The sequence below is a fragment of the Algoriella xinjiangensis genome (assembly GCF_900115015.1).
GTDB classification, from domain to species: domain Bacteria; phylum Bacteroidota; class Bacteroidia; order Flavobacteriales; family Weeksellaceae; genus Empedobacter; species Empedobacter xinjiangensis.
This window is the reverse complement of the sequence record NZ_FOUZ01000004.1, coordinates 195442-221520: the sequence shown is the minus strand read 5'-3', so window position 1 is coordinate 221520 and position 26079 is coordinate 195442. Positions and strand designations below refer to the sequence as shown.

General features: G+C 29.7%; 16 protein-coding genes. 3 read left to right on the top strand and 13 right to left on the bottom strand.

From position 1 onward, the window contains the following. Nucleotides 1-2: 2 nt before the first annotated feature. From BM072_RS05230 to BM072_RS05205, 6 genes are all read right to left on the bottom strand, one after another. Nucleotides 3-4838 (bottom strand): DNA repair ATPase, encoded by a 4836-nt coding sequence (locus BM072_RS05230; protein ID WP_092907254.1) that lies wholly within the window; start codon nt 4836-4838, stop codon nt 3-5. Nucleotides 4839-4855: 17 nt separating this feature from the next. Beyond that, complete coding sequence (locus BM072_RS05225; protein ID WP_092907252.1) at nt 4856-6940, bottom strand: flotillin family protein; 2085 nt, start codon at nt 6938-6940, stop codon at nt 4856-4858. A 103-nt stretch (nt 6941-7043) separates the two neighbouring features. Next, entirely contained in the window at nt 7044-7742 is a 699-nt protein-coding gene (locus tag BM072_RS05220; RefSeq protein ID WP_092907251.1) for an OB-fold-containig protein, read from the bottom strand. Between the two features lie 20 nt (nt 7743-7762). Continuing rightward, nucleotides 7763-7957, bottom strand: coding sequence for a DUF4177 domain-containing protein (locus BM072_RS05215; RefSeq protein WP_125113514.1), 195 nt, complete (start codon nt 7955-7957; stop codon nt 7763-7765). A 106-nt stretch (nt 7958-8063) separates the two neighbouring features. Continuing rightward, on the bottom strand, nt 8064-8765 hold the full coding sequence (locus BM072_RS05210) for a PspA/IM30 family protein (protein WP_092907247.1): 702 nt from the start codon (nt 8763-8765) through the stop codon (nt 8064-8066). A gap of 12 nt (nt 8766-8777) precedes the next feature. Next, complete coding sequence (locus tag BM072_RS05205) at nt 8778-9170, bottom strand: type III secretion system chaperone family protein (protein WP_092907314.1); 393 nt, start codon at nt 9168-9170, stop codon at nt 8778-8780. Nucleotides 9171-9263: 93 nt separating this feature from the next. On the opposite strand from BM072_RS05205, the gene BM072_RS05200 reads away from it, so the two are divergent. After that, nucleotides 9264-9923 (top strand): helix-turn-helix domain-containing protein, encoded by a 660-nt coding sequence (locus BM072_RS05200; protein ID WP_092907245.1) that lies wholly within the window; start codon nt 9264-9266, stop codon nt 9921-9923. Nucleotides 9924-9962: 39 nt separating this feature from the next. Here BM072_RS05200 and BM072_RS05195 read toward each other — a convergent pair whose 3' ends face one another. From BM072_RS05195 to BM072_RS05185, 3 genes are all read right to left on the bottom strand, one after another. Beyond that, nucleotides 9963-12728, bottom strand: coding sequence for a T9SS type A sorting domain-containing protein (locus tag BM072_RS05195; RefSeq protein ID WP_092907243.1), 2766 nt, complete (start codon nt 12726-12728; stop codon nt 9963-9965). Nucleotides 12729-12733: 5 nt separating this feature from the next. Next, nucleotides 12734-15535, bottom strand: coding sequence for a T9SS type A sorting domain-containing protein (locus BM072_RS05190; protein WP_092907241.1), 2802 nt, complete (start codon nt 15533-15535; stop codon nt 12734-12736). 61 nt (nt 15536-15596) lie between these two features. Beyond that, nucleotides 15597-16805 carry an acyltransferase family protein gene (locus tag BM072_RS05185; RefSeq protein ID WP_092907239.1) on the bottom strand — a complete coding sequence of 403 codons (1209 nt, stop codon included), beginning with the start codon at nt 16803-16805 and terminating at the stop codon, nt 15597-15599. 141 nt (nt 16806-16946) lie between these two features. On the opposite strand from BM072_RS05185, the gene aspA reads away from it, so the two are divergent. Beyond that, nucleotides 16947-18344: an aspartate ammonia-lyase gene (aspA, locus tag BM072_RS05180; RefSeq protein WP_092907237.1), complete on the top strand. Its 1398-nt coding sequence runs from the start codon at nt 16947-16949 to the stop codon at nt 18342-18344. A 58-nt stretch (nt 18345-18402) separates the two neighbouring features. Here aspA and BM072_RS05175 read toward each other — a convergent pair whose 3' ends face one another. Next, nucleotides 18403-19548 (bottom strand): DEAD/DEAH box helicase, encoded by a 1146-nt coding sequence (locus tag BM072_RS05175; RefSeq protein ID WP_092907235.1) that lies wholly within the window; start codon nt 19546-19548, stop codon nt 18403-18405. A 295-nt stretch (nt 19549-19843) separates the two neighbouring features. Here BM072_RS05175 and BM072_RS05170 point away from each other — a divergent pair, with 295 nt between their 5' ends. Next, on the top strand, nt 19844-21016 hold the full coding sequence (locus tag BM072_RS05170) for a trans-sulfuration enzyme family protein (RefSeq protein ID WP_092907233.1): 1173 nt from the start codon (nt 19844-19846) through the stop codon (nt 21014-21016). Between the two features lie 59 nt (nt 21017-21075). Here BM072_RS05170 and BM072_RS05165 read toward each other — a convergent pair whose 3' ends face one another. The 3 genes from BM072_RS05165 to BM072_RS05155 are packed head-to-tail and all read right to left on the bottom strand — an operon-like array spanning nt 21076 to nt 26032. Then, nucleotides 21076-21609: a hypothetical protein gene (locus BM072_RS05165; RefSeq protein ID WP_125113516.1), complete on the bottom strand. Its 534-nt coding sequence runs from the start codon at nt 21607-21609 to the stop codon at nt 21076-21078. Nucleotides 21610-21621: 12 nt separating this feature from the next. Beyond that, nucleotides 21622-25383, bottom strand: a complete 3762-nt coding sequence (locus tag BM072_RS05160) for a DUF11 domain-containing protein (RefSeq protein ID WP_092907229.1) — start codon at nt 25381-25383, stop codon at nt 21622-21624. Between the two features lie 49 nt (nt 25384-25432). Beyond that, nucleotides 25433-26032: a hypothetical protein gene (locus BM072_RS05155; RefSeq protein WP_092907227.1), complete on the bottom strand. Its 600-nt coding sequence runs from the start codon at nt 26030-26032 to the stop codon at nt 25433-25435. Nucleotides 26033-26079: the final 47 nt, after the last annotated feature.

Below are 26079 nucleotides of genomic sequence, written 5' to 3'. Positions count from 1 at the left end.
TATTAATTTTTTAGAATAGCTTTTATAATTCCTTCTAAGTTTTCATTAAACTCTACAAGTTGCGCAAAAACTTTATCGTCTTTATTTAAACCGCCTAATTTATTATTTTTAACATAGGTTTCTTTGATTGATTCCCAACGAATTTTTTCTTCGGAATTCATTAATCCAGCAATTTCTTTTAGTCTTAATAAATTTGACTCAGTATCGGAAGTCAATGTTTGCGATTCGCTTTCGTAATGTGATAAAATAACTTCATCAATTTCTTTATCATTCATCATCGGAACGATTCTCGAAACTAATTTAGACATATTTCTGTATGATCCTTGCATTTTAAAAGCTGGTTCTGTTCTATAATCATCTTGCATTGCAGCACTCGAAATATAATTTTGATTGACTTTTACAACAACATTTCTAATTTTAATAACATGTTTTAAAACAGCCACAAAATCATCAATTTCTTGTTTTAAGTAATTGCCTTCTAAATCTGGTATTTGTTCTGATTTTTCTATCACATAATTGGTTAATTTGTAAAAATCATTCAAACTTTTTGAAGCAATTTTATCTAAATAAGGATTATCTCCTGTGGCATTTTCAATTAAACTTAGATTGAATAAAGCTTCTGTATCGCCAATTACATCTCCTAAATTATAAACATCCGCACGATTGGCTAACATGTCTGGAATCTGAAATTTAGAACCACTTTCTGTATATGGATTTCCAGCCATAACAATACAAAAACGTTTTCCACGCAAATCGTAAGTTTTGCTTTCTCCGTCAAAAATTCCATCTATTTTTCGTTGTCCATCGGCAAGAGAAATAAATTTCTGTAAAAATTCTGCACTTAAATGTTGAATATCGTCTAAGTACAACATTACATTATCAGCCATCTCAAATGACAGATTTATTTTTTTTAATTCTTCTCTTTCGCCAGAAGTTTTCGCTTCAGTCGGATCGATTGAAGTGATAGAATGTCCAATTGTAGGACCATTAATTTTAACAAAATGTAAACCCATTGTTTTGGCTAAATATTCCATCAAAGTTGTTTTTCCGTAACCTGGCGGCGAAATTAACAACAACATTCCCATACGCGCAGTTCGTTTATTATCGCCTGCTGCACCTAATTGTTTGGCTAAATTATTTCCGATTAAAGGAAAATAAACTTCGTTTATTAATTTATTACGAACAAATGATGTTAAAACTTTTGGTTCAAATTCGTTGATTTTTAGATCATTTTCATACTTTTTTACCAAACTTTCTTTCAGTTGTTGAAAATTCTTAAAATTTTGAACATCAACCGCAATAAAATGATTTAGTTTTTGAATGAATTGATGATAATTCAACATATATTTTCCATCAATTATAACGGCATGATTTCCTTTTAAATCATCAATTTCGGTTTCACTTTTTCCAAAAGATAATTTAATTTCATCTTTCGGAAATAAAAGTAACAAGACAACTTCTTCTACAACTGAACGATAATTACTAAAGTTGGTATTTTCATCAATAAAAGAAAGAATCCAATTCTCAATCAAATAAAATTTTTCCGTTAAATCAAAATGTTCATCAGTAATAATTTGGTTATAATCGTTCAAATTTTGTTTCGTTTCCAATTGACGAATAAATTCTTGTTTAAAAGAATCGGCTGTTTCGCTAATAGAAAATGCTTGAAATTTAGTAAAAGTTTTAAACAAATAATCTGCAACATTTTGAGGAGTTGTAGTTGATTTATTCCAATCTGTTTCCCAATTTATATACTGATTTTCTATTTCGGTTGTGATATTCTGAAAACGAGTTGAATTTGGAAAATTCTTTAAAATTGATTGAGCCGAAATTAATAATGCTTTTATTTTTGTTTGAACTTCTTCACTCAAAGAGTGCCAAAATAATTGTGCTGTAACGCGCGTAGAAACATCAAAGTGTAATAACCCAAGTTTATCGTTAAGCTGAACAAGGTTTTGGAAAATGCGTAATGCATCAAAATTATGAACACCTTTTATATAACCTTCCGAATAGTTTTGCTCGATGGTTTGATTGATGAAATTTTCTGCATCAAAATCATGGTTATTTCGAGCTGAAAATGCTTGATAAGCTAAATATTCAGCTCGATAAACAAGTTTATTTTCCGAAATTACTTCTTGCTCCCAAATTGGTTGAAACGTATAAATTTCTTCGTTTTTTACCTTTTGATAAAAACTTGTTCCCGTTAAATGATAAAATAATTCGTTATTTCGGTTCAATAAAGTTAGCGCTAAAGCCTGATTATTAACCGTAAATTTATTTTGTCCTAACGCAATAATATTTTGTCCGTCAACAAACAATTCATTTTTATCACGTAAAACACGAAGTGTATCTTCTTGCGATTTTTTTAATAAATTTTCTAGATTTTCAGCTTTCGAAACGTCTTTAAAATCTTTTAATTCTTGAATCAATTGACGAACTTTATCAATCATCAAATCCGAAGAATAAAAAGCTAAAATATCTTCTTTTGCCGAAAAAGTTTTGGCTTTATTTTCGATGTTTTTTAAGACGCGTAAACCAATTTGTTCTAAAGAATTTGTTCGTTTATTGGTTTGTTCAACTAATTGCTCGCGTTTAGCATTAAACGCTTTGATAATTTCGTCGCGTTTATCTGCGATTTTTAATGCAAAATCATCAAAATCAGAAAATTTACTGTCTAATTCTTCTAATTGAACAATAATTTTGGTGTTGTATTCTTCTGTTTTTTCTGCAGTTGTAGATAATTCTAAAAAATTAACAACACTTTGTTCTAGTAAAGTTATTTGTGCAGAAAATTCTGCAATTGCTTCTTTACTTTTTAGTGCATTTGTTTTTCGCGTTAATTGGGCTCTAACTTCATTTAAAGAAGCAAAAATTAACGATATTTTTTCAATTATTTTAGTTGTTTGCGTTGCATCGTCAATTTTTAAACTGTTTAGAATATCAATCAATAATTCTAATTCAGCTGAAATTTGCAAACACGCTTCTTCTATTTTTTTTGCATCAATTACTTTCTCAATCGCATCAACCAAACTTTTTTGTTCGCTAACTTTTTGCTCGTACGGAATTAAAGCTTCGTCTAACAAAAGAAATTCAATCGTTTTTTCCGAAAGATTTTTATTGATTTGATTTAATTGATCTTCTAAATTTTGAACTTTATCTAAGTTAACATAGCGAATAGAACGTAAATCGATGACTTCTCCTTGCAATTTTCGCGCTTCAGAAAGGTGATTAACCAAAGTATCCAATTGTTGATAAGTTGTACTATTTACCTTAAAAACAATTTCGTCAAGCTTAATTTCTGTCTTTTCTAACGTTTCTTGTGCAAATTTTTTCTGCGTTTGCACTTTTGCAAATTCATCAATCGCTGTATTTGCAACAATTTTTATTTCTTGTAATGGTACAGAAAGTTCAAAAGTATCTTTGGTATTAATCCAAAAATAACCATCAATTAAATTTGTAGATTTTCGGACAATGTCTTCGTATAAACCTTCGTAAGAATCTTCTTTGTTGATTAATTGAATAACTTCTTGCGCTTCTGCCATTGCCTTTACAATATCTTTATTCCCGATTTTGTAAAGTGGATGCGCCGTTTTTTCTTTGTTTTCTATTAATCGTTGCAAATAAGGTGTTTCCCAAATTTGAACTTGATGATGACGCGTTGCTTCTTCTTCTGTTCGAAAATAAATTAAACTTCCGTCCTGAAAAATGGTGAAACCATTGCAAATAATTGGTGTTTCTACACTTTGCTGAATGATATTGTACGACAAAAGAACGTATGTATTGGTATCTTCTTGATTGAAAATATACATGAAGTCTTCGCCGTTTGGTGAATTAATTCGTCTAAAAAATTGAACGTTTTCTACATTGTTTTCAAAAATATGATGCGTTCCGTTTTGAAGATAATATCCATTTGAAAAAATTAAACCTTGATTGTCTGGTAAAAGAATCGCAGAATCTAATAATGCTGGAATGTTAATAACTTCTTTGGTACGAACATTAAAAATAAAGGCTCTAAAATCTTCTTGAAAAGGCTTTATTTTAATTGCAATTAAATTGCCTAAATCGGCATAATAATATTCGGCATCATCTAATTGTTGGTCAATATTGGTTACTTTTTCTGTGTAAATTCCTTTTCCAGAATCGGTATTATCTTCAATTTTAAAGGTAATATCGCCACCAATTGCTTCGATAAAAACTTTATCAAGAATAGAAATGTGTGGATGTTTTCCTAAACGACGATCTTCTAACGATGTTTTATTCCAATCAAAATCATATTGATCTGCTTTTTTTACTTCGTGTATGCTGCGATCATCTTGGTAAATTAATTGTCCGTCCTTTATCAGCCATTTAAATGCTTTTAAATCTTGTGCATTTTTACTGGTTTGAAAAATCATGTACAGATAATTATCTGTTTTTCTGAATTTAGAAAAGATAGAATCGCGGTAATATTTGTACAAATTCTGAAAATCTGACACAAAATTTTGATCATTAATTAAATCTAAATTTTGTGGTAAAAATTGATCTTCTTGAAATTGATAAATACTAAAAACATCACTTAATTGTATATCTGTACGCAAGCCAAAATGCACGTTGTAACCAAAAATACACAGTTGGTCGAAGGCAATAATACCGCGCGCGACACACGTATTTTCGGTTGTGATGCGTTGATTTGCTTTGAGAACAAAATTAGTTGAATTAAAAACTTCTTTACGTTCATTATTCAGTTTGCTTAATTGTTCAGAAAGCGCTTCTTTTTGTGTAAGAAGTCGCTTTCTGATAATTTCATAAGCACCCGCATCAAGCGTGTCAGTAATTTTTATATTTTTTTCTTCTTGCATTGATTAAATTCTACGGATTAACCAATTTTCTTATTCGAAATTCCCAATTGATTTGCAATTCCGAACAACGAATTGATGAAACTTGTGTCGTTTTGATCACCCGAATTAGAAGCCGCTTGTTGTAATTTGATTAAAGCCGCCGTAATAGTTAAATTTTTAATATCGTTTGTAGAAATGCCATATTTATCGGCTAAACTTTTTATTTTGTCCGCTAAATCATTGTTTCCGTTTGGATCAATTAATGCATTTTTAATGTCAGTTGCATGTTTAGAATTGTCAATTAAATGATCAAAACCTTTTGCATTTGAAACTTGTTTAACAATATTCTCGAAGAACATTGTTTCGCCACCAACAATATCAATTTTCGCAGATTTAAGCGCTTGCGATAAAACTTCTGCTTGTGCACCAGCAATATCTTTTTGAATATTGATTTGTGCCAATTCGACATCTTTTTCTTTTTGTAACTGTAATTTAAATTCTTCGTGCTCTTTTCCAACACCATCTAATTGCTTCATTGCAGCTGCTTTTTCTTCGATACCTTTTGCTTCTGCTAATGCTTTTTCACGTACAACATCTGCTTGTGCCATACCTTCTTTTCGCATTGCTTCAGCTTTTTTCTCGATGATATTTGCTTCTGTTGTTCCTTGTATTTCTTGCGCTTCTGCTTTTGCAATCATCACTTCTGCTTCAGATAAACCTAATGCAGCATCTTCTTTTGCTTGTGCTTCTGCAATTATTTTACGTCCTTCTGCTTCTTTTACAGCTGCTTCTTTTTTAGCTTCCGCATCAATTAATAATTCTTGTGCTTTACGTTCTGCAACTTGTTTTTCAGCGTCAGCTTCTATTACTTTACGAGCCGCTTCTTGTTCAGCTGCAATTTTAGCTGCTTCTGCTGCTTTTACAGTTGTAATTAAATTTTCTTCTGCTTCTTGAGATGCAGCAATTACACCTGCTTGTTTTTGACGTTCTACTTCACGAAAAACTTCAACATCTTTCACGCCTTGTTGCTCTTCAACAACTCCTTTTTCTAGTTGTACACGTTCTTTGATAACGTTCTGAATGTTCTTTTTCTCAATCTCTATAGAACGTTCTTTATCAATTTGCGCTAATGTTACAATACGCTCGCGTTCTGTTTGCTCTAAAGCTCTATCTTTTTCAACACGCTCTGTTTCGATAGCATCTGTACGAATTTTATTTTTTTCTGCGATGATAATTTGACGCAGTTTATTTTCTTCCTGAACAGCCAATTGCTCTTCTGTCGAGATACGAACAGTTTCTGATTTTAGACGTTCTTCTTCGCGAACTTTATTGATTTCTGCATCTTCGCGCGATTTTATATTATCAATTTCTCGGCGTTGACGTTCTTCTTTTTCAGCTAATTGTCGGTCTAATTCTAAAATAGCTTCGCGCGCTTCTACGTTTTGTTTTTTGATTACTTTTTCTTCTTCTCTACGAATTAAATTGGCATTCATGTTTTGTTGAGCCGTTAATTCTGTAATTTTTTTGATTCCTTCTGAATCTAAAATATTATCAGGACTTAAAAATTGTAATTCTGTTTGCTCTAAATAATCAATCGCACAATCATCTAAAATGTAGCCATTAAGATCTGTTCCGATGATATTTAAAATTTCATCACGAAATTCGCGACGCGCTTCATATAATTCTATAAAATCGAATTTTTTACCAACGGTTTTTAAAGCTTCTGAGAATTTAGCTTCGAAAATACTTTTTAAAGTTTCTGGATCACTTGCGCGCTCACAACCTAAATTTTGAGCAACATTAATTACATCATTTACAGATTTATTAACGCGAACAAAAAAGGCAACTTTGATATCTGCACGAATATTGTCTTTACAAATTAATCCATCATTTTGTTGACGAGCAATGTCAATTTTTTTGATCGAAATATCCATGATTTCCATTTTATGAAAAACAGGAATTACGTACATTCCTTTGTTAAAGGCAACTTGCGAACCACCAACACCCGTACGAACGATGGCTTTACCTTGCGGAATTTTTTTATAAAATATGCTTAATACTACAATAAAGGCAATAAAGATGAAAATAATTACACCTACTGCTAATAAAATAAAATTTGTCATTGTGTGTTTATTAAATTTTTAGATAATTTTTTATGGAATAATGGTGATTAAAATTTCTTGTATAAGAAATGAAAAAAGTTGAAATAATAATGTCATTTTTAGGTTAAATATTGTTTAAGGTTATTTGTTTGATGACGTAATAATAGTGATGCGAAGTGGCTTCGTCGGTAATAATAACTGTGTCGCCAAAATCTATTTTTTCGCCCGTTTGACTTTTGATATTCAGCGTAATAATATCTTGATTAATTCTAAATTCTCCAGAACCAATTTTATCACCTTCTATTGATGATTTTGTTTTACCAATTCTACCAATAAAATCTGTTTCTTCTTCGCCGTGGTAACCCAATTCTGCATACATTTTTACCAATGGTTTTGTAACCCAATGCATAATAAAATAAACGATGATAAAAATTGGTATTAAAATAAAAACAGAAGCAATTCCCATTTTACCTAACCCAAGAAGGGTTGTAGAAACAATTGTAATTACCCAACCAATAAATTTGAATAAAGTAATAATGACCATTAATGGTACTTTACCAACGTTTATAAATTCTAAGCATTTTGCCCAAAAAGAAGGTTCGTGATGTACATCTGCATCCGCCTCGTGGTGATGATCAGCATCGATATCATCAGGAGTATCTACATCGTTTACATCGCCGATATGAATATCAGAATCAGTTCCTAAATCAATTCCGTCTCCTGCTATTAACTGAAAAACCCAGTAAACCAATGAGAAACCCATCAAAATACTCATGATTCCGTTAGGTAGTGGATTAAAAAGTAGATTTAAAATTTCTGTCATTTAGTGGTTGTTTTATTGATTTAAATTGGTCTTTTAAAAGTGTAATAAATTCGATATGTAACTCCGTTGTTTGATAATGGAGTAGATGATACTAATTCCCAACCTTCAGATCCGTGTTTATTAAATAATTTATCTAACTGTTCTTGATTGATAGAAACTGAGAATAGTCCAGTGTTTGACTTAATTTCAATCGTTTTGTATTCGAATTTTGTCATAGCTAAATTAATTGTATGATTTTGGTTGTAACATAATTTAAAGATATTAAATAAATGTATCAAGAAGTGGTTAACGTGTTGAAAATAAAATATCTTTTATTGATTTTTATTCTTCTTTCGTATTAATCTTTAATTTTAAAGCATCCAATTCATTTTGAATTAAATCACCTTTCAATGTTTCATTTATTTGATCATCAGCCGATTTGTTTTGTGTAGACATCGATCCATAAGCTTGTGCTAATGCTTCATCTTCTTCTACTTTTTCTTTCATACGTTCAAGCATGCTAATTGTACTATTTGCATCAATTTTAGCCATTTGTTTGTTTACTAATTTTGTTGCGTCAGCTACTTTTACACGTGCTTTTAAAGTTGCTAATTCATTTTCCCATTTGTTGATATTAAACTTTAAAATTTCAACATTTTTATGAACTTCGTTCGCTGATTTTTCATGAATAATAACTTGATTTTCTAACTCAGTTATTTCTTCTAATAATTGATTTTTAAGACCAAGCGCTTCCTTTGCTAAATTTTCAGCTTGATCGATAGAAATTTCATTTCGATTTGCTTTTTCTAATAAAATAATTGCTTTTCTTTCGTAATCAGCAGCTTCTAATTTCTTTTTTTCGACATTATTTTGAGAACGAATAGCCATTGCTTTTACTTTTGCATAAGCCTCTAAAGATTGATTCAAGTCGTCTCGCATTTCGCGAATTCCTTGTTCAGTCATTTTAATAGGATCTTCCATTTTTTCGACAACCGAATGTATTTCCGCTTGTCCTATTCTAAATATGCGTTTAAAAATGTTCATTGTTTTGTGTGTTTAATGTTTAGAAAATTTGATTAATTGAGCAGAATATTCGCTCATCAATAAACTCAAAGAATTTAACGTTGCTTCAAATTCGTTTTGATCAAGATTCGAGATTTGTAACGTGTAACGATAAATAACCTTTTGACCGTCTTCTGTAATTGCAAAAGCGCCGTGAATGATGTCGCGATTTTTCATCAATAAAGCTTTTAGCATTTCAGTATTATCATTGTTGATTGTAAATAAATACAATTCGAAAATGATAATCGGCGGTGCAATTCCAACAATCAAGTTTTGCACGCCATCCAATAAATTTTCAATCATAAAAACACCTTCCTTTTCATTTTTGTAAGTGATGGTGTAATTAATGTTTTGAATAAAATTTTCAACCTTCGAAAAATAATTCATTTTGTTGTTATTAGTGTTTTTTGTAATTTGTTTCCATAAAATTAAACAATTTGCTAAATATATTAGCAAATAAAAATGTTAAAATTTTAATTCATGACGAAAATAGGCGAAAATATTAAGAAACTTAGACAAGTAAAAAACTTAACTCAGCAGTCTTTTGCTGATTTATTTGAGGTTACGCGTGGAAATATATCGTCGTATGAAGAAAAACGTGCGGAACCTAAAATAGAAACAATTTTTAAAATTGCTAAATATTTTAGCATTCCGATTCAACATTTAATCGAGAAAAACTTAACAGTTAACGAGATTTTACACTTTGATAACTATTTTGAGGAAGCAGATACGTTGCGAAATGTTAAAAATTTGAGCGCGATTCCTTTTTTGTCAAGAGAAATAATACAGGCAAAAAAAGATTTATTTTCGAATATAGAAGATTATCCATCTATTTATTTTCCGATTTATAATTCGCATCAATTTATAGCGATAGAATATTCGTCGAGTATTTCGTCGCCAATAGATTTTGAACAAGATGAATCGTCAATTTTATTTTTTGAGCATTTAGAAGTAGAAAATTTACATTTAACTAACGAAAAATTTGGGTTGTATTTGACGAATGATGAAGTTTTTATAGGCAAGTTTATTCAATCAAATAACCAATTGATCTTAGAATTAAATCAATGGAAACAGATTGTTTTTGATGTCGAAAATATTCAACATTTTTATCAGTTATATTCGGTCTATAAAAAGGTTTAAAAAAAAAGCATTCTTAGAATGCTTTTTTTGAATCGTTAATTATTTTATAATTAATTTTTTATTTTCTTTATTTAAACCGTTATCTAAATGAATAATGTAGATTCCTTTTGAAAGATCTTTTATATTAATTTGTTCTTCAGCTTTAGCGTTAAAACTTCTTATTTTTTTACCATTAATATCAAATATTGTAATTGATAAATTATGATTATTTTCAGATTTTACTTTGAAAAAGTCTGATGCTGGATTTGGATAAACTGTAAAATTAGATTTTATATTAATTTGTTGTGTATTATCATTGCTCCCTAATAAACCATTTGTTAAATTAACAGTATATAGTTCTTGACCATATAGTTTATTATTTTTTGATAAATATAAAACATCATCAATTACTTTGAAATCTTCGATATGAATGAAATCTTTAATCTCATTATTAAAATTTATACTATATTTTTTTAATCCATTTTTATTAATAATATTAAGATATGCAGTTTCGTATTGTTCTTCTACAGAGGTGTCTATAAAATAAATATTCTCATTATAGATTTTAAATTCCTTTTTATTTAAATATTTTTCATTAAAAATTTCTAATTTATTGTTTTTTAAAGTATAAATAAAACCGTTGCTTTTAGAGTATAAATACATAGTGTTATCTATAGCTGCAATATTAACTAAGTCTATTGTGTTTTCGTTTGTTATATTTATTTTTTTATAGTTTTCATCAAAATAATACATAGAATTATATTCGCTACAATATAATTTATTTTCAAATTCAAAATAAATAGACGGACTGTGTTCGTATTCTAAATTTATTTTTTCTGCAGAAATAGGGTTAAATAAGTAATATTCTGAACTATTAGAATTAAAAGCTTTTTTTAATATAATTAAATAATCTTTAAAACTTCCGAAAATTAGTTTTATATCATTACTAGCGTCTGTGTGTAGTTTTTTAGTTCCGTCTTTAGTTCCGTCTGTTTCATAAATAGAATTAGAATAAGAGGGATTATTATAGGGATTTGTAGTAAAATACAATTTGTTATTTAATAGCCCTTTTTTATTTATATCAAAGATAGAGCTTTCATAACCATCTACAATATCTTTAAGCATAAAAGTACCTTCTTTTGTACCGTCAGTAATCCAAGGTTCTACACCTTTGTATTTTGTTTTTCCTTGAAAAATAATTTTGTTGTTAAAAGGAATTAGATTTGTTGTGTAAAATTCTAAAAAATTTTCATTATTTTCTCTTTTATCGAATACGAAAGTACCAGCTGATGTTCCGTCAGAAACTCCTAATTCAAAATTGTTTGTACTAAAAATTATTTTTTTATTGTTAATGTTACCAATCATATCAAAGGAGAAAGATTTTATTTGATTTTGGTTTTCATCTAAAACCAAATCATATTTATTTTCTTTTGTATCAAATTTGTACAATAAATTTTCATTTGCAAAAAACAACACATTATTGTCTATTTTTTGAAAACCGTGTGGAGAGCTTCCTGCTTTTGTATTGTAGTTAAAAACAATGTCTTTTTTGTTTTTTGTTTTATTGTATTTAAATAATTCTTGTCCATTTAAATCATCAGTACTCACAAAGTATAATTCATCTTTATAAATAAAAGGTGCTTGAAATGGAGTGTAATAACCTATTTGTGTATATGAATCATTTAAAGGTTTTAACTCTTCTGTAGCAAAATCATAATAATTTATTTGATTATTACCTCCGAGAAATAGTTTATTATCATATACAATAGGATTATTTATGGTATTGTTTGTTGTCTTATAATTAACTTCGATTAAATTTTCGTTTTCATCAATTTTATAATTGATAGATTTTGAATCTTCAGTATCAGTTGAAAAATAAAATTCTCCATTATAATCAAACATATTATTAATACGTCTTACAGGATTATTTATAATTTTTTTAATCGTCTTATTTGTAGAGTTATAAACATATATGTATGATGTTACATAAAAGATATCGCGATTATCTGTGTATAAATAAACATTGTCTCCGTGAATATAATAATTTGGCTGACTGATGTAAAAATTTTCATTAAAAGATGTTACTTTTTCTGAAGAATTTGGACCATTTATTACATATAAATCTTGACCTCCAGTAGTATTATAGGTAAAATAGTGAATCTTATTATTAAAAATAAATTTAGGATTACTGATGTATGAAAAGTACTCAGATAATTGATTTGATTTTATGTCAAATGCATAAGTTTTATTTCCAGATGTAAAATATAAAACATCATCAATAGTTGCTAATAGTTCTAAAGATGAATAAGTGTCTGTCTCAAAAATATTTTTTGTTCCATCAATTGTTCCATCAGAAATCCATAAACGCTCAAAAGTTTGACTTTGGCCTTTATAGTGCGTAGATGCAAAGAAAAAATTTGTTTTGTCAAACTGTTTTAATTCAGAGATTCTAGTTGGTGTTTCAAAGAAAACTTCAATATTACCATTTTCAGAGCCATGAATAATTTCTGGTGCACCATTTTCATTTTTATTTAGGTAGTAAATATCTTTATTAATTGTTGCATAATTTGCTCCTTCGTAATTTAAATTATAATTCTCTTTTTGTTGATTATATGTTACAAATTTTTGAGTTTCTAAGTCATATCGACCAAAGTTTAATGACCAAAATTCTTTTCCAGAGAAAAACAATTGATTGTTTGATCGTTTTAAATTTTTTAATTCGCTATCGCCTTTTTTACTAATGTCAAAAAAATTAGAATCAAGAGAATTCTGACTAAAGCTAAAAATTGAGCTTAAAAGGAATAAAGAAGTGTATATGTTTTTCATAAGTTTTAGTTTTTAATTATTTTTTTAGTTTCAATTATTTCATCTGTTTCAATTTGAATAAAATAAATACCTTTTGATAATTGAGAAATATCAATAACATTTCCAGGAAATTGTTGTGTCAATATTTTTAGACCTATTGTATTATAAAGTGTTGTTTTTTGAATTGTTTTATTGTTATCAACTTTTATATTTATGAAATTTTTGCTTGGATTTGGATAAACTTGAATTTTAGTTGATTTTAGAATACCATTGTTTATATCATTTGTATCTAAGCTAAAATTTGTTAAATCACCTAAAAATAATGATTGATCATTTACAAAACTTGCATTATATTTTAGAAGTATTTTGTTGTTAAATGCAGCTATCTCTGTTATTGTGGTAAATGTATAATTATTGTCATTTTTTAAGATATGATTGATTTCAAGATCCAAGTATGATTGGTCTGTTGAAGCAATTAAATAATCTTTTTTTTGTATATAAGTTGTAAGGTCTCGGTTATCTGTATTTGTATAAAACATGATATTGTTGTGGCATACATTTGAGATAACTTTATGATCAACATCTAATTTTTTTAATAATTGTGTTTTATAATTAGTTGATCTAAAAATTTGTCTTCTGTTTTCGTCTTCAAAATAAAAAGAGTTTCCGCATTTGTGTAGATTAAATAATCGTTCAAAATTGGATTGAAAAATCTCTTTTGTCCCTATATCTGTTCCATCAGATTCTGATAAGCGATTATTATATAAGAAATACATTTTTTTGTCATCATTATAAAAACTGCTTATATAGTGGTTTCTGAAGTCTAAAGGTAATTTATAGGTCAGTTGTTTGTCTTTAAATAAGTATAAATTATAACCTACAAGCGACTCGTAAATGTTTACAACAATATAATCTTTATATGTGCCTACTATTTTTACATCAGATTCATTAGAGTTATATTCTTCTATAAAGTCATTTTTAACACCTTTGGTACTATAAATTGTAGTTTTTCCTAATTTATTAGTTCCAGTAAAATATACACGATCTGTATTTTTATTATAAGTTAAATGATTTGGTGAGTAATTGTGTGAATTTGATTCTTCAATAGTAAAAGTTCCATCTAATGTTCCATCTGTCATTTTAAGCACTCTACTGTTTGATGAATTAAGACCAATAAAATATAATTTATCATTTACTTGTAAAAAACTTTTATTAAAATTATACTCATTTCCTTCATAATTTATGTAACCTAAATTGGTAATTGTTTTATTACTTTTATTGAAAGATATTAATTGATTATCTAAACTAATAAATAATAATTTGTCTTTAAACTCTGCGACCTCCTTATAATTTTCTGGATTTTTATAAAATGATGTGATTAATAATGGAGATGATTCTGAAACTTTTTCAAAACCAGTATCATTATATAAATGTAAAGCATTATCCGAAATAAAATAAATACCATCTTTGCTTTGTAACAATTGTCTTACAGCAGTATTTTCTTTATAATTAAATTCTTTGAAAAAATTAACTTCATCATTTAGAGTGTTAAGTGTATAAAGTTCATTTCCGTGAATTGCTTCAGTTGCAGAAAAATAAATCGTATTATTTAGTAAATAGGAATAAGTAACTTCTGAAAAAGCATTTGTTAATTTTACTAAATTTAAATTTGATAAATTAAGTTTAAAAAGTGCTGTTTTGTCTTGATAGTACAAATGGTTATTTACAATAAAAAAATTATCGAGTGGTAAATTAAAATCTCCTTTTATTAGTTTTGTAGTGCCAATTTCCCCTTCGGTTACCCATAAACTTCCTATTTTATCTTCAAGATTTTTATAGGCTGTGAAAAATATTTTATTATCTTTTAAAAAATATTTTGACCTATCATCAACAGAATAATAAGAGTTGTTATAATGTAATTCTGCAAAAATATCGAGTTTATTATTCGCGTCTAATTTGTATAATTTCGTATAATCATTTTGTATATTTCCTGAGAAAAATAAATTATTATTAAACTTAAAACCATTAAAATCTCCTTTTACTTTAACTGGAATTGTGTCAAGTAATGAGTCGTTTTTATTTACAAGTAAATTTAATTTAGAAATTGAATTAGAATTAGTTTGTTGATAAACATAATTATCATCATTTTCTTTTAATGCAAACAGAAGTTTATTATTAAAATACTCTACACTTTTTTTAAAATTTCCACGAACAAATTGTTTAGCAATTTGTTTAGATTTTTTAGTATCAATATTATACGTGTTTAAAATAACTGTATCATTGGTTTTAGCAGAATAAATCAACTCTTGTGTAGAAGCAAAATGCAATTGTAAATCAGTATAATAATATTCGTTAAATGATAATTCATTCATTTTATTACCATCAGTAAAAAATAATTTATTCTTGTAATAAGAATCTTTATTTAAAAAGAAATAACCATTGTCATTCTGTATAAAATTGTGTAAACTTTTTGATGAAAAATTATATTCTAAATAGGTAATTTTATTTCCGTCAAAAGAATTTAAAGAATAAGGATAAGTTTCATTCTGAAAAATAATTTTTTCTTTTAATGGATATAATTTTTTACTTCTAAATAAATTATAGCCATTAACATCGTAGACATAATTTAACTTTTGATCAGTTTCACTAAATTTAAAAATTAATGGAATTGAGTCCTGTAAATTTGCTAAAATATATTTTTGATTGTTTGTCTCTGTTATAGCATGTGGATATCCATTACCTGTTTTGTTGAAATCAATAATCTGAGTTTCAAGTTTTTCTTGAGAAATTAATAAAACAGGAAAGAGTAAGGGTAAAAATTTATTCATACTTCAACTATATTAATTATTTTAGTTAAACAAATTTAATTTTTAATCTTTTATAAAAAAATTAAACCTTTATATAAATTTTCTTTTTATCTAACCAATACGCTAATAACCAAAAAACGGCTAAAAAGATTAATGAATATACAAATGAACCAACTTCTGGAATTCCTGGAATTTTAGCACAAATAGTTTGATAAAACCAACCCAAAGGAGAAATGTAGTTGATTTCGCCTTTGTCGTTTAATCCGCCATCAATTCTGATTAAGCCTAATAGTCTTGGTAATAAACCGCTTAATACAAAAATGAATAAAGGATTTTTTCCGAAAACATCAAAAAACTTCATAAATCCATTTTTTATTCCAAGAATTTCGATGAACCAAATCATTGTTCCAATTGTTAAAATTGCTAATCCTGTTGTGTTTGAAACATACGAACTACTCCATATTTTTTTATTGAACGGAAAATCTAATTGCCAAAAATAACCGATTACTAAAGCGATACAACCAAGTACAAATAAACCCGACAACATTTTGTATTGCGTATTATTTGTTTCGGGTAAAGTGCGATTAAACCATGTTATATTTCCTTGTTTCTGAATATAATCTCCAATCAAATACCCAAATAATACTTGTGGAATTGTAGCAATCGTGCTAAAAATTCCTTCTGGATCAAACGGAATTGATTCGCCTTTGTAAATATGTGCTAAACCAAGAATTTGATTATCTAGCGTTGTTCCAATAAATCCTTCGATTGAATATGGATCTAATCCGCCCATAAATTTTGTTAATAACCAATAGATTATCAGAATAAAACCGCTTATCCACAAAACCGTTTTTTGTTTAAAATAGAAAGAAATAACAGATGCAAAAAAATAGGCAATTGCAATGCGTTGTAAAACACCCATTACACGAATTCCGACTTCGTCAGAATCTTGCCATGCTTTAAAAACTAAAGCATTATTGTCCCATTTAAAAAATGGCCACCAATTGATAAATAATCCAATTCCGAAAATTAAAATTGTTCGTTTTATCACTTTTCTCCAAAATACGTGCTGAGGTTGTTGCTGCAATTTTGGAATAACAAAAGCCATTGCGTTTCCTACGGCAAATAAAAAAAATGGGAAAACTAAATCGGTAGGCGTGCAACCGTGCCATTCGGCATGTTCTAACGGGGCAAACATTGCCGACCAAGTTCCGGGATTGTTTACCAAAATCATCAACGCAACTGTTGCGCCACGAAAAACATCAAGAGAATAATAACGTGCAGGTTTCATTTTATAGTGTAAAGGATAAATATAAAAAAATGATGTAACTATTTTGGATTTATTTTTGATAATTGGCTTTTCTATTTAAAGATTAAGGTTTTTTAAACCATATAATTAATGTAATTTTAATTGAAAATAAACTCATCAATCATGCAAAAAATGAGAACAGAATCTGATTTGTTAGGAGAATTACAAGTTCCAGAATCAGCCTATTATGGTGTGCAAACTCAACGTGCAATTAATAATTTTAAGATTTCAAATCATCAATTAGCAGATTATCCAGAATTTGTAAAAGCATTAGGAATCGTAAAGTTAGGCGCTGCACAAGCAAATAATGAATTAAAAATTTTATCTGATGATTTGTATAAAGCAATCGAATTTGCTTCGAATGAATTGATTCAGAAAAAATATTTGAACGAGTTTCCGATTGATATGATTCAAGGTGGAGCAGGAACTTCGACAAATATGAATGCGAACGAAGTAATTGCAAATATAGCTTTAGAGCATTTAGGAAAACAAAAAGGAGAATATCAATTTTGTTCGCCAAATGATCATGTTAATTTATCGCAATCTACAAACGATGCTTATCCATCGGCGCTAAAAATTGCGTTATTCGAAATGAATAAACCGTTGGTAGATGCTTTAGAAAATTTGTCAACTTCGTTTCAGAGTAAAGCAAAAGAATTTGAAAATGTTATAAAAATGGGACGTACGCAATTGCAAGATGCGGTTCCGATGACTTTAGGGCAAGAGTTTGAAGGTTTCTCGAATACATTAAACAAAGAAGTTGATAATTTGCATCGTGTTGCGCAACAATTATTGGTGATTAATATGGGCGCAACTGCAATTGGAACGGGTTTAAACGCGCTTCCTGGTTATGCGCAATTGTGTACAAAAAAGATTGCAACAATTATGAATGAAGATGTTTTATTGGCAGATAATTTGGTTGAAGCAACTTCGGATACAAGTTCTTTTGTTGATTATTCTTCTGCATTAAAAAGACTTTGTATCAAATTATCAAAAATTTGCAATGATTTGCGTTTGTTAACTTCTGGTCCGCGAACAGGTTTGTTTGAGATTAATTTACCACCAAAACAGCCCGGTTCATCTATCATGCCCGGAAAAGTAAATCCCGTTATTCCAGAAGTGGTTAATCAGGTTTGTTTTAAAGTTATCGGGAATGATACTACAATTTCTATGGCTGCGGAAGCTGGTCAATTGCAGTTAAATGTTATGGAGCCGATTATTGGTTTTTCTATAATGGAATCTATTCAATATTTAACCAATGCGATGAATACACTTCGTGTTGAATGTATTGATGGAGTTACCGCAAATACAGAACATTTGAAGCAAGAAGTTTTGAATAGTATTGGAATTGTTACGGCGCTAAATCCGTATATTGGTTACAAAGCGAGTACAAAAATTGCAAAAGAAGCTTTGGAAACTGGTGGAAGTGTATACAAATTGGTGTTAGAGCACAATTTGTTATCAAAAGAAAAATTAGATGAAATTTTGGATCCTAAAAATATGTTGGGACCACATATATAATCGTTCTGAGTAGAAAGTTATGAGTAATAAAATGATTACTCATAACTTAAAACTTATATTAATATCCGTGTAAGTTTACATCGTCAGTTGATTCAATCTCAACTTTTTTACCCATTTTCTTTTGGATAATTTTAAAATGATGTAAATCTTCTTCTGTTATCAAACTAATTGCTTTTCCTGTTGCATTTGCACGCCCAGTTCTACCAATTCTATGCACATAATCTAAAGGTGAACGTGGTAATTCGTAATTAATAACCGTTGGTAAACCTTCGATATGAATACCACGACCAATTAAATCTGTCGCAACTAAAATCTGAACATCTCCTAATTTAAAATCTTCTAAATTATCCATTCTCGCACCTTGCGATTTTTTACTGTGAATGGCTAATGCATGAATTTTATTTTTCTTTAATTTCTCAACTAAATTATCGGCAGTTCGTGTCGAAGAAACAAAAACCAAAGCTTGTGTAACTTGGTTCGATTTGATTAAATATCTCAAAAAAGGACCTTTTGTTTCGTCGTCTACTTTGTACGCAATTTGTTCTATTGCATCCAAATCTACCTCTTGTTGTTTTACCTCAACAACAACTGGATCAATTTTTAAAGTTGCTTTAATTTCGTCTACTTTTTCATTTAAAGTTGCTGAAAATAAAATAGATTGTTTTTTTGCTGGAATCGCTTTTAAAATTCGATCCATTTCGTCACCAAAACCTAATTGAAACATTTTATCCGCTTCATCAATCACCAAATATTGCAATTGATCTAACGTAAATGCATTGTGATCCATCAAATCTAACAAACGTCCAGGTGTAGCAATTAGAATTTCTGTACCGTACAAATTTTTCATTTGTGGGTTGATAGAAGTTCCTCCGTAAACGGCTTGTGTTTTTACTTCGCGACGCAAAGCTTCTTGTAAAGCAACAAAAGTTTGCTCAATCTGAACCGCTAATTCGCGTGTTGGTACTAAAATTAATGCTTTTACAGCACGAGATTTTTCGTACGATTGATGCTGAATTTTTTGTAACAATGGAGCAACAAAACACAACGTTTTACCCGAACCCGTTTTTGCAATTCCCATTACATCTTTTCCTTGTAAAATAGCCGGAATAGACTCGGTCTGAATTTCAAAAGGTTTGATGAAACCTAAATTTTTAGCAATTGCTTTTGATAAATATGGTGATAATCCTAGATTTTCGAATGACATAAATAATATTAAGTTTACAAAGGTAAACTTTTTGTAGCTGAAGTTAATAAAAGATTTAATTCATCATGATTTAATAACTTTTATGAAGAATGATTTTTTGCAAGATTTTTAAGAGAATCTGCAATTTCTGAAGTTGAGGTTTTGTGTTATTTTAAGGCAAAGTTTATATCATTCTACATCTGAATCATTCAAATTATTACTTTTCGTATTAAAGTGTTTATAATAGAAAAATATTCTAAATAAAACTTTATTAATTCTTTATGACTTAATAAAACAATGTTTAAATTTGATTATTATGAAAAAAGATCAGTCTAAAGTTATTCGAGAACAAGCTACTCGATCAGCTACTAGAGAACATTCGGTTCCTTTGTATTTAACGTCAAGTTTTATTTTTGATAGTGCAGAACAAGGTCGTGCAATTTTTGCAGATGAAGAAGAAGGTATGGTTTATTCGCGCTACGCAAATCCCAATACTTCGGAGTTTATTAACCGTGTTTGTAAGTTAGAAAACGCAGAAGCGGGATTATCTTTTGCATCGGGAATGGCGGCTGTTTTTGCATCTTTTGCATCATTCATAAAAAGTGGCGATCATATTGTGTCTAGTCGTGCAATATTTGGCTCAACGCATCAATTGTTAACGCAATTATTTCCACGTTGGGGCGTAACGTACACCTATGTAGATTCGCCAGCGATAGAGGAGTGGGAAAAAGCAATACAACCAACCACACGAATTGTATTTTTAGAATCGCCATCTAATCCTGGTTTAGAATTATTTGATTTAGCTGAATTAGGAAAATTAAAAGAAAAATATCCACATATTATTTTTGCGATAGACAATTGTTTTGCAACACCATATTTACAACAACCTTTGCAATTTGGGTTTGATTTATCAATACATTCTGCAACAAAATACATGGACGGACAAGGTCGTGTTTTGGGTGGAGTTGTTGTTGGTAAACAAGAATTGATAGACGAAATGTTGTTTTTTATTCGTCATACTGGTCCTGCAATGTCGCCGTTTAACGCATGGACAATTTCTAAAAGTTTAGAAACTTTGGGTCTTCGCATGGATCGTCATTGTTCTAATGCTTTGGCTTTGGCAGAAGCTTTAGAAAAAAATACAGAAATAGAAGATGTAAAATATCCTTTTTTACCTTCGCATCCGCAATATGAATTGGCAAAAAGACAAATGAAAGCTGGTGGTGGAATTGTAACTTTTGAAGTGAAAGGAGGAAAGGAGCGCGCATTTAAATTTATAGATGCTTTGGAAATGATTTTATATACATCTAATTTAGGAGATTCGAGAACAATTGCTACACATCCAGGTTCTACAACACATTCTAAATTAACAGAAGAAGAGCGAATTAATTTGGGTATAAAACCAGGTTCTATTCGACTTTCGGTTGGTTTAGAAGCTCAAGAAGATATTATTGATGATATTTTACAAGCTTTAGAAAAAACGAAGTAAAACAATTTAAGTATAAAAAAAGCCACTCAATTGAGTGGCTTTTTTGTTATTGTATATTATTATGGAGCCCAATATGCCCATGTTGTACCGTTGAACAAGGCAAGAAGATATTTATCATTTGTCGTGTTTCTTACGTAAACCATCATTCCTGGCGAAGGATTGATGATTAAATCTGTATTTGTAACAGTAGGTAAAACCATTGCTTTTGTTGTAGATTCTAGGACTAAAACACCATCTGCAGAAGATGTTTCTGCACCAATTACTGCTTTAGTACCTGTTTTATCTGTGGCAGTTGGTCGAGTTAAAGTTGCATTACCATCTTCAGTACTTAAATCAAACCAAGCACCATTTTTTCTGACTTTTACACGTGCTGCAGTTCCGCTAACAGCATCTAATAAGATTGTGCCATCTTCTACAGTTGTTGGTAAAACAGATACTGTTGGTAATAATAAACCTCTTGCTGCGTCTTTTTCAAAATCTAATAAAACAGCAGTTGTGTTTGTTGATGCTTTAGTTTGATCGCCAAGAATTACTTGGGCAGATGTATTTGTATAAACTAAAGCTATAACGAATAATGTGATATATTTTTTCATTGTAATAATCATTTATAAATTATCAGGACAAGATTGTGTATCAAAACATTTCCAAGAATAAGTAGCTGCACCGATATCTTTACTATAGATTTTTAAACAATCTACATCAGTGTCATAAACCATCATACCTTCTTGTGAATTAATAACGCCTATAGCAGTTATTTGTGTTGTTGTAAGACGAGAAATAACGAAACCTTTTCCTTGAGACTCTAAAGCTAAATAAGCACCTTTTCTGTTTTGTGGCCAACCAGCAGTTGTTCCTATTGTAGAAATACCAACATTTGTATCTAATGCTGTTCCTGTTGTAGTTGCAGGTTTTAGACAGAATGTAGGACATGATGAAATACCATCGTAAGCAAAGTTTGCAGTTTGTCCAATAAAACCGTCTTTATCAGCTGCACCAGAAGGATTAACTAAATTAGGAATACCATTGCCATTAACTCCGCCATATGCAGAATAATTAATGGATCCATTAGGATTAAGTTGTGCTTTTATAACATTGTCACCACCTTCTATTGCATCAAAACATCCATCACCATCAGAATCTAAATCTAAATAGTTAGGATTACCATCATTATCTGTATCACAGTATAATTCGTTAATAATTATATCATCTAAAGCAAAGTCGTTTCCTTGGCCAGAATTTACGTTACTTGTTATCTCAATATAAATATTTTTTGCAGATGTATTTGTTCCAACTGGTAAAATTATTGATTTTTCTGTCCAAACAATTCTTGAAACAAAATCACCTGTATTTAGAGTATTTCCAATTTGAGTATTTGTGTCAGCATTAAATATTTTAATATTTAAATTAGGATAGTTAGAATCTGGATTTATCCTCATCAACCATAAGCTTGTTTCTATTGCTGCTCCTGGTTTTACACTAACAACTGGTGACTTCCATATCACACTCGTATTATTTTGAGGATTGAAAATAGCCATTAAACCAATACCTGATGCATCAACTGTATGATCGAGGATACCATTTTCTATATTATTTATATCAGGTGAATTAATTACTTTACTCCATTGATCATTGTAGCCAGGACTAAAGTCATCAACCAATGTTGTGTTAGTTGTAATACTGTAATATGTATCACCAGTAGGAGTCGTAGTTTTAAATGTTAATCCAGTACTACCCTCAGTAATGCTAAAAGGAAATAATCTAATACCATGTACGCCTTGGCTTCCAAAATCTTGTTTGTATAACTGTTTTTTATAAGTAGGCGTAGAACAACTTACAATTTCCTCATAATCAAGTATACCATCGTTATCGCTGTCTAAATCTATGTAATCAGGAATTCCATCTCCATCAGTATCTAGACATTCACTTATACCACTGTTATAAGCAGTACCTGCAGCTTGACCTACACCAACTAAAGCAGGCACACCGTTAGCAGCTACTGTTCCTGTAATACTACCATTCGGGTTTAAACTTGCGGCAGGTACTCTTTGGCTTCCCTCTCTCGCATCAAAACATCCATCACCGTCAGAATCTAAATCTAAAAAATCAGGAATACCATCGTTATCAAAATCTCTGTATGTTTCTACAGCAATAGATTTCATTCCTAAATCTCTTACGTTTGTATTGTCTGCACCCGCTACAAATTGAAATGATAATAAACCATTTGTTTTTGTTAGGGTTACAGGCATTGTTATTTTTATGGTTGAAAGAGCTGATTTTACTCCTGTAGTAGGTGTTGCAGTAGCTGTTACTGTAGGTAATGTTGCCGTATTAACTGTAGCTCCATTATAAGTAGTTATAGTTGGCGTATTAGTAAGTGTAGAGTTTATAATTGCGTAAACTGTACCGTTGTACGAAATTGTAAATGTAAAATCGGTATCAACAGTTCCATCTGATGTTTTATACCAATATAAATCTTGAAGTGTAATAATACCTCCACTTATGTTACTAATATTTTGGCTTAATGTAGTTGTTGTACCTTTATCTCTGCGAAACTCTATACCATCAGTTTTTAAATGAACTCGACCTACACCTGGTAACCAAGTACCAGCTGTGGCATAAGTACCTCCTACAGTCCAACCTGGTACATTATCGGTATTTGCATTTGCTGTACCAACAAATACACCTGATGTTACTCTGTTTGTTAAAAAATATTCAGTAGCATCTAAAATACCATCATTGTCACTATCTAAGTCTAAGTTGGATCCATAACCATCATTATCATAATCTATATAAATTTGAGGGTTTGATATGTTATTTGCAGGTGTACTATCTGTACTTGCGCCAGAAATAGTTGCGGTACTAGTATGTCCACCATAACTATTTGCTGTTACAGTAATAGTAAGAGTTTTTGATTGATTAACAGCTAATGAACCGATAGTCCAAGTCCCATTTGCATAACTTGTTCCTGCATCTGGAGTAGGTGTTACTATTGTAAAACCAGGAGGTATATTGTCAGTAACTATAACTCCTCCATTATCATTAGTTCCATTGTTTCTCGCAACATAAGTAATTGTGTAGCTATTACCAAGTCTTACAGTGCTATTAGAGTTTGTGTTTATTGTTTTTACAATAGATAAATCTGATGGACAAGCAGGTCTGTTAATTACAATTGTTCTACTTGGCGATACACATCCATTTATAGTATCATAAAAATAAGCATTATATGTACCAGCAGGTAAATTAACAGTTCCATTTTCGTAAGTAGCAGTAAATTCTGCATTTGTAGTTGTATTGACAAATAGCATTACAACATCTCGTATAGCATTTGCATCATAATCAGTAACAGGGAAATTAGTTTGAGGAACTACAATAGATTTTGAGCCTTCAATACACGTTAGATTGTAAGTTGATGTTGATGCTGTTGTTGATATTGGTGCTGGTGTAAACATACCAGTTGTAGGTGCTGTCGCAGGTGCGTTACACTGAAATGATAAAAGATTTGTTGTGGATTGAACACCTGCTGCTGTTCCGTAATTAATAGACATTGCAATAGAGCTGTCTACAGAAGTTGTACTTACGGTTTTTGTACTGTACTCCATAAAATTACCATATGTAGTTCCACTTCCTAAATATTCCTTAATATTTGCAGCACTAGCTCCATAGTATCCAGACCACATAGTTCCAGATTTATAAATAAAAGCTTGGAAACCATTTGTAGTATTTCTTGTACCTACAATTGTTTTTGTTGGGCTATCAATAGCAAAGTGAGGAGAATTGTCAGATCCAGCTAAACTTGCATCCCATCCATGCGCTACTTTTACTTCTTCTGTATTACCAGTTGGTATATCTACAGTATAGCTTATTCGCATAAAAGGTTCCGGAAATTTATAAGTATATAAAAAAGTAAATTTATAAGTTAAGCTGTTCTTCACAATACTATAGGTATTTGTAAAAGTATATGTGTTGGTAGTTGCACTATAATTACAACTAGGAGCAGAAGGTTGTGGTAGAAAACTGTTGGTAGCTGCACTTCCTGAATTTGGATATAAGGTACCTCCTCTGTATATGTTATTACCTATACTAATAACAATACCATGCTCGTATGTAGTACTAGCAGCAGTCGGACTTCCAGAAGCGCTGTAACCTGATTGGGCATTATTGTAAATTTGTTCACTATTTTTATAACGAACTTGTAAATTACCATTCGCATTAAAAAAAACTCTTAGTCCATCTGATCCAGTAGAATTAGTTCCTCCAGAAAGATTAAAATTACCGAATCCATTTCCACTTGATATTGTGAAGTTACAAGTTTGTGCCCATCCTATACCACTCAAAAAGAGTAGAAATATGTAGATTATTTTTTTCATTAATATGTTGTTTTAGATTATTTTTCACTAAAAAAGGTATTAGAGATTTTTAAGTAAACATATAATGAGGAGGAGGACGAATTCCGAAAGTATTTAAATCATCAAAATTTTTAACAATATGATTATAAGAACTAACAATGTTATTTTTCTCTAAATAAAATGATTCAAAAAAAACAATTGATGTTTTTTTAATAAAAACAGCTTGTTTGTTTATTTGATCATGATGATTAACTACTATACAAAATGAATTGATTGTATTAGAAGAATATAGAGATAAAGGTAAATTGCCTTGTTGTAGATGAAATTTAGGTTTAAGAAGTTCTACTTTTGCAACTTTAGTAAATTCCTCTAACTTCTCACTTAACTTATTTTTTTTAAGAATTTTCTTTTCCTTAGCTAATACAACTTGTTTCTTTTTTGGTAGCTCTTTTAGATAAACAACTTTAGCATCTAAAATTGTGTTAGTTTCTATTGTAATTTTAGTTCCATTCTTAACGTAAATAATAGGCTGTACACTTGTTTTAGATTGAGCATTTATAGATAAAGAATCAGTTTTTGAAGTTAAACCAATACCAACTTGTGCACTTGTAAAGGAATACAAGGCGAATAAAATAAAGAAGAAGCTAATGATTTTTAGTTTCTTAAACATAATTATATATAGTAATTGGTTTGGTATAACAAATTTATGATAATTAT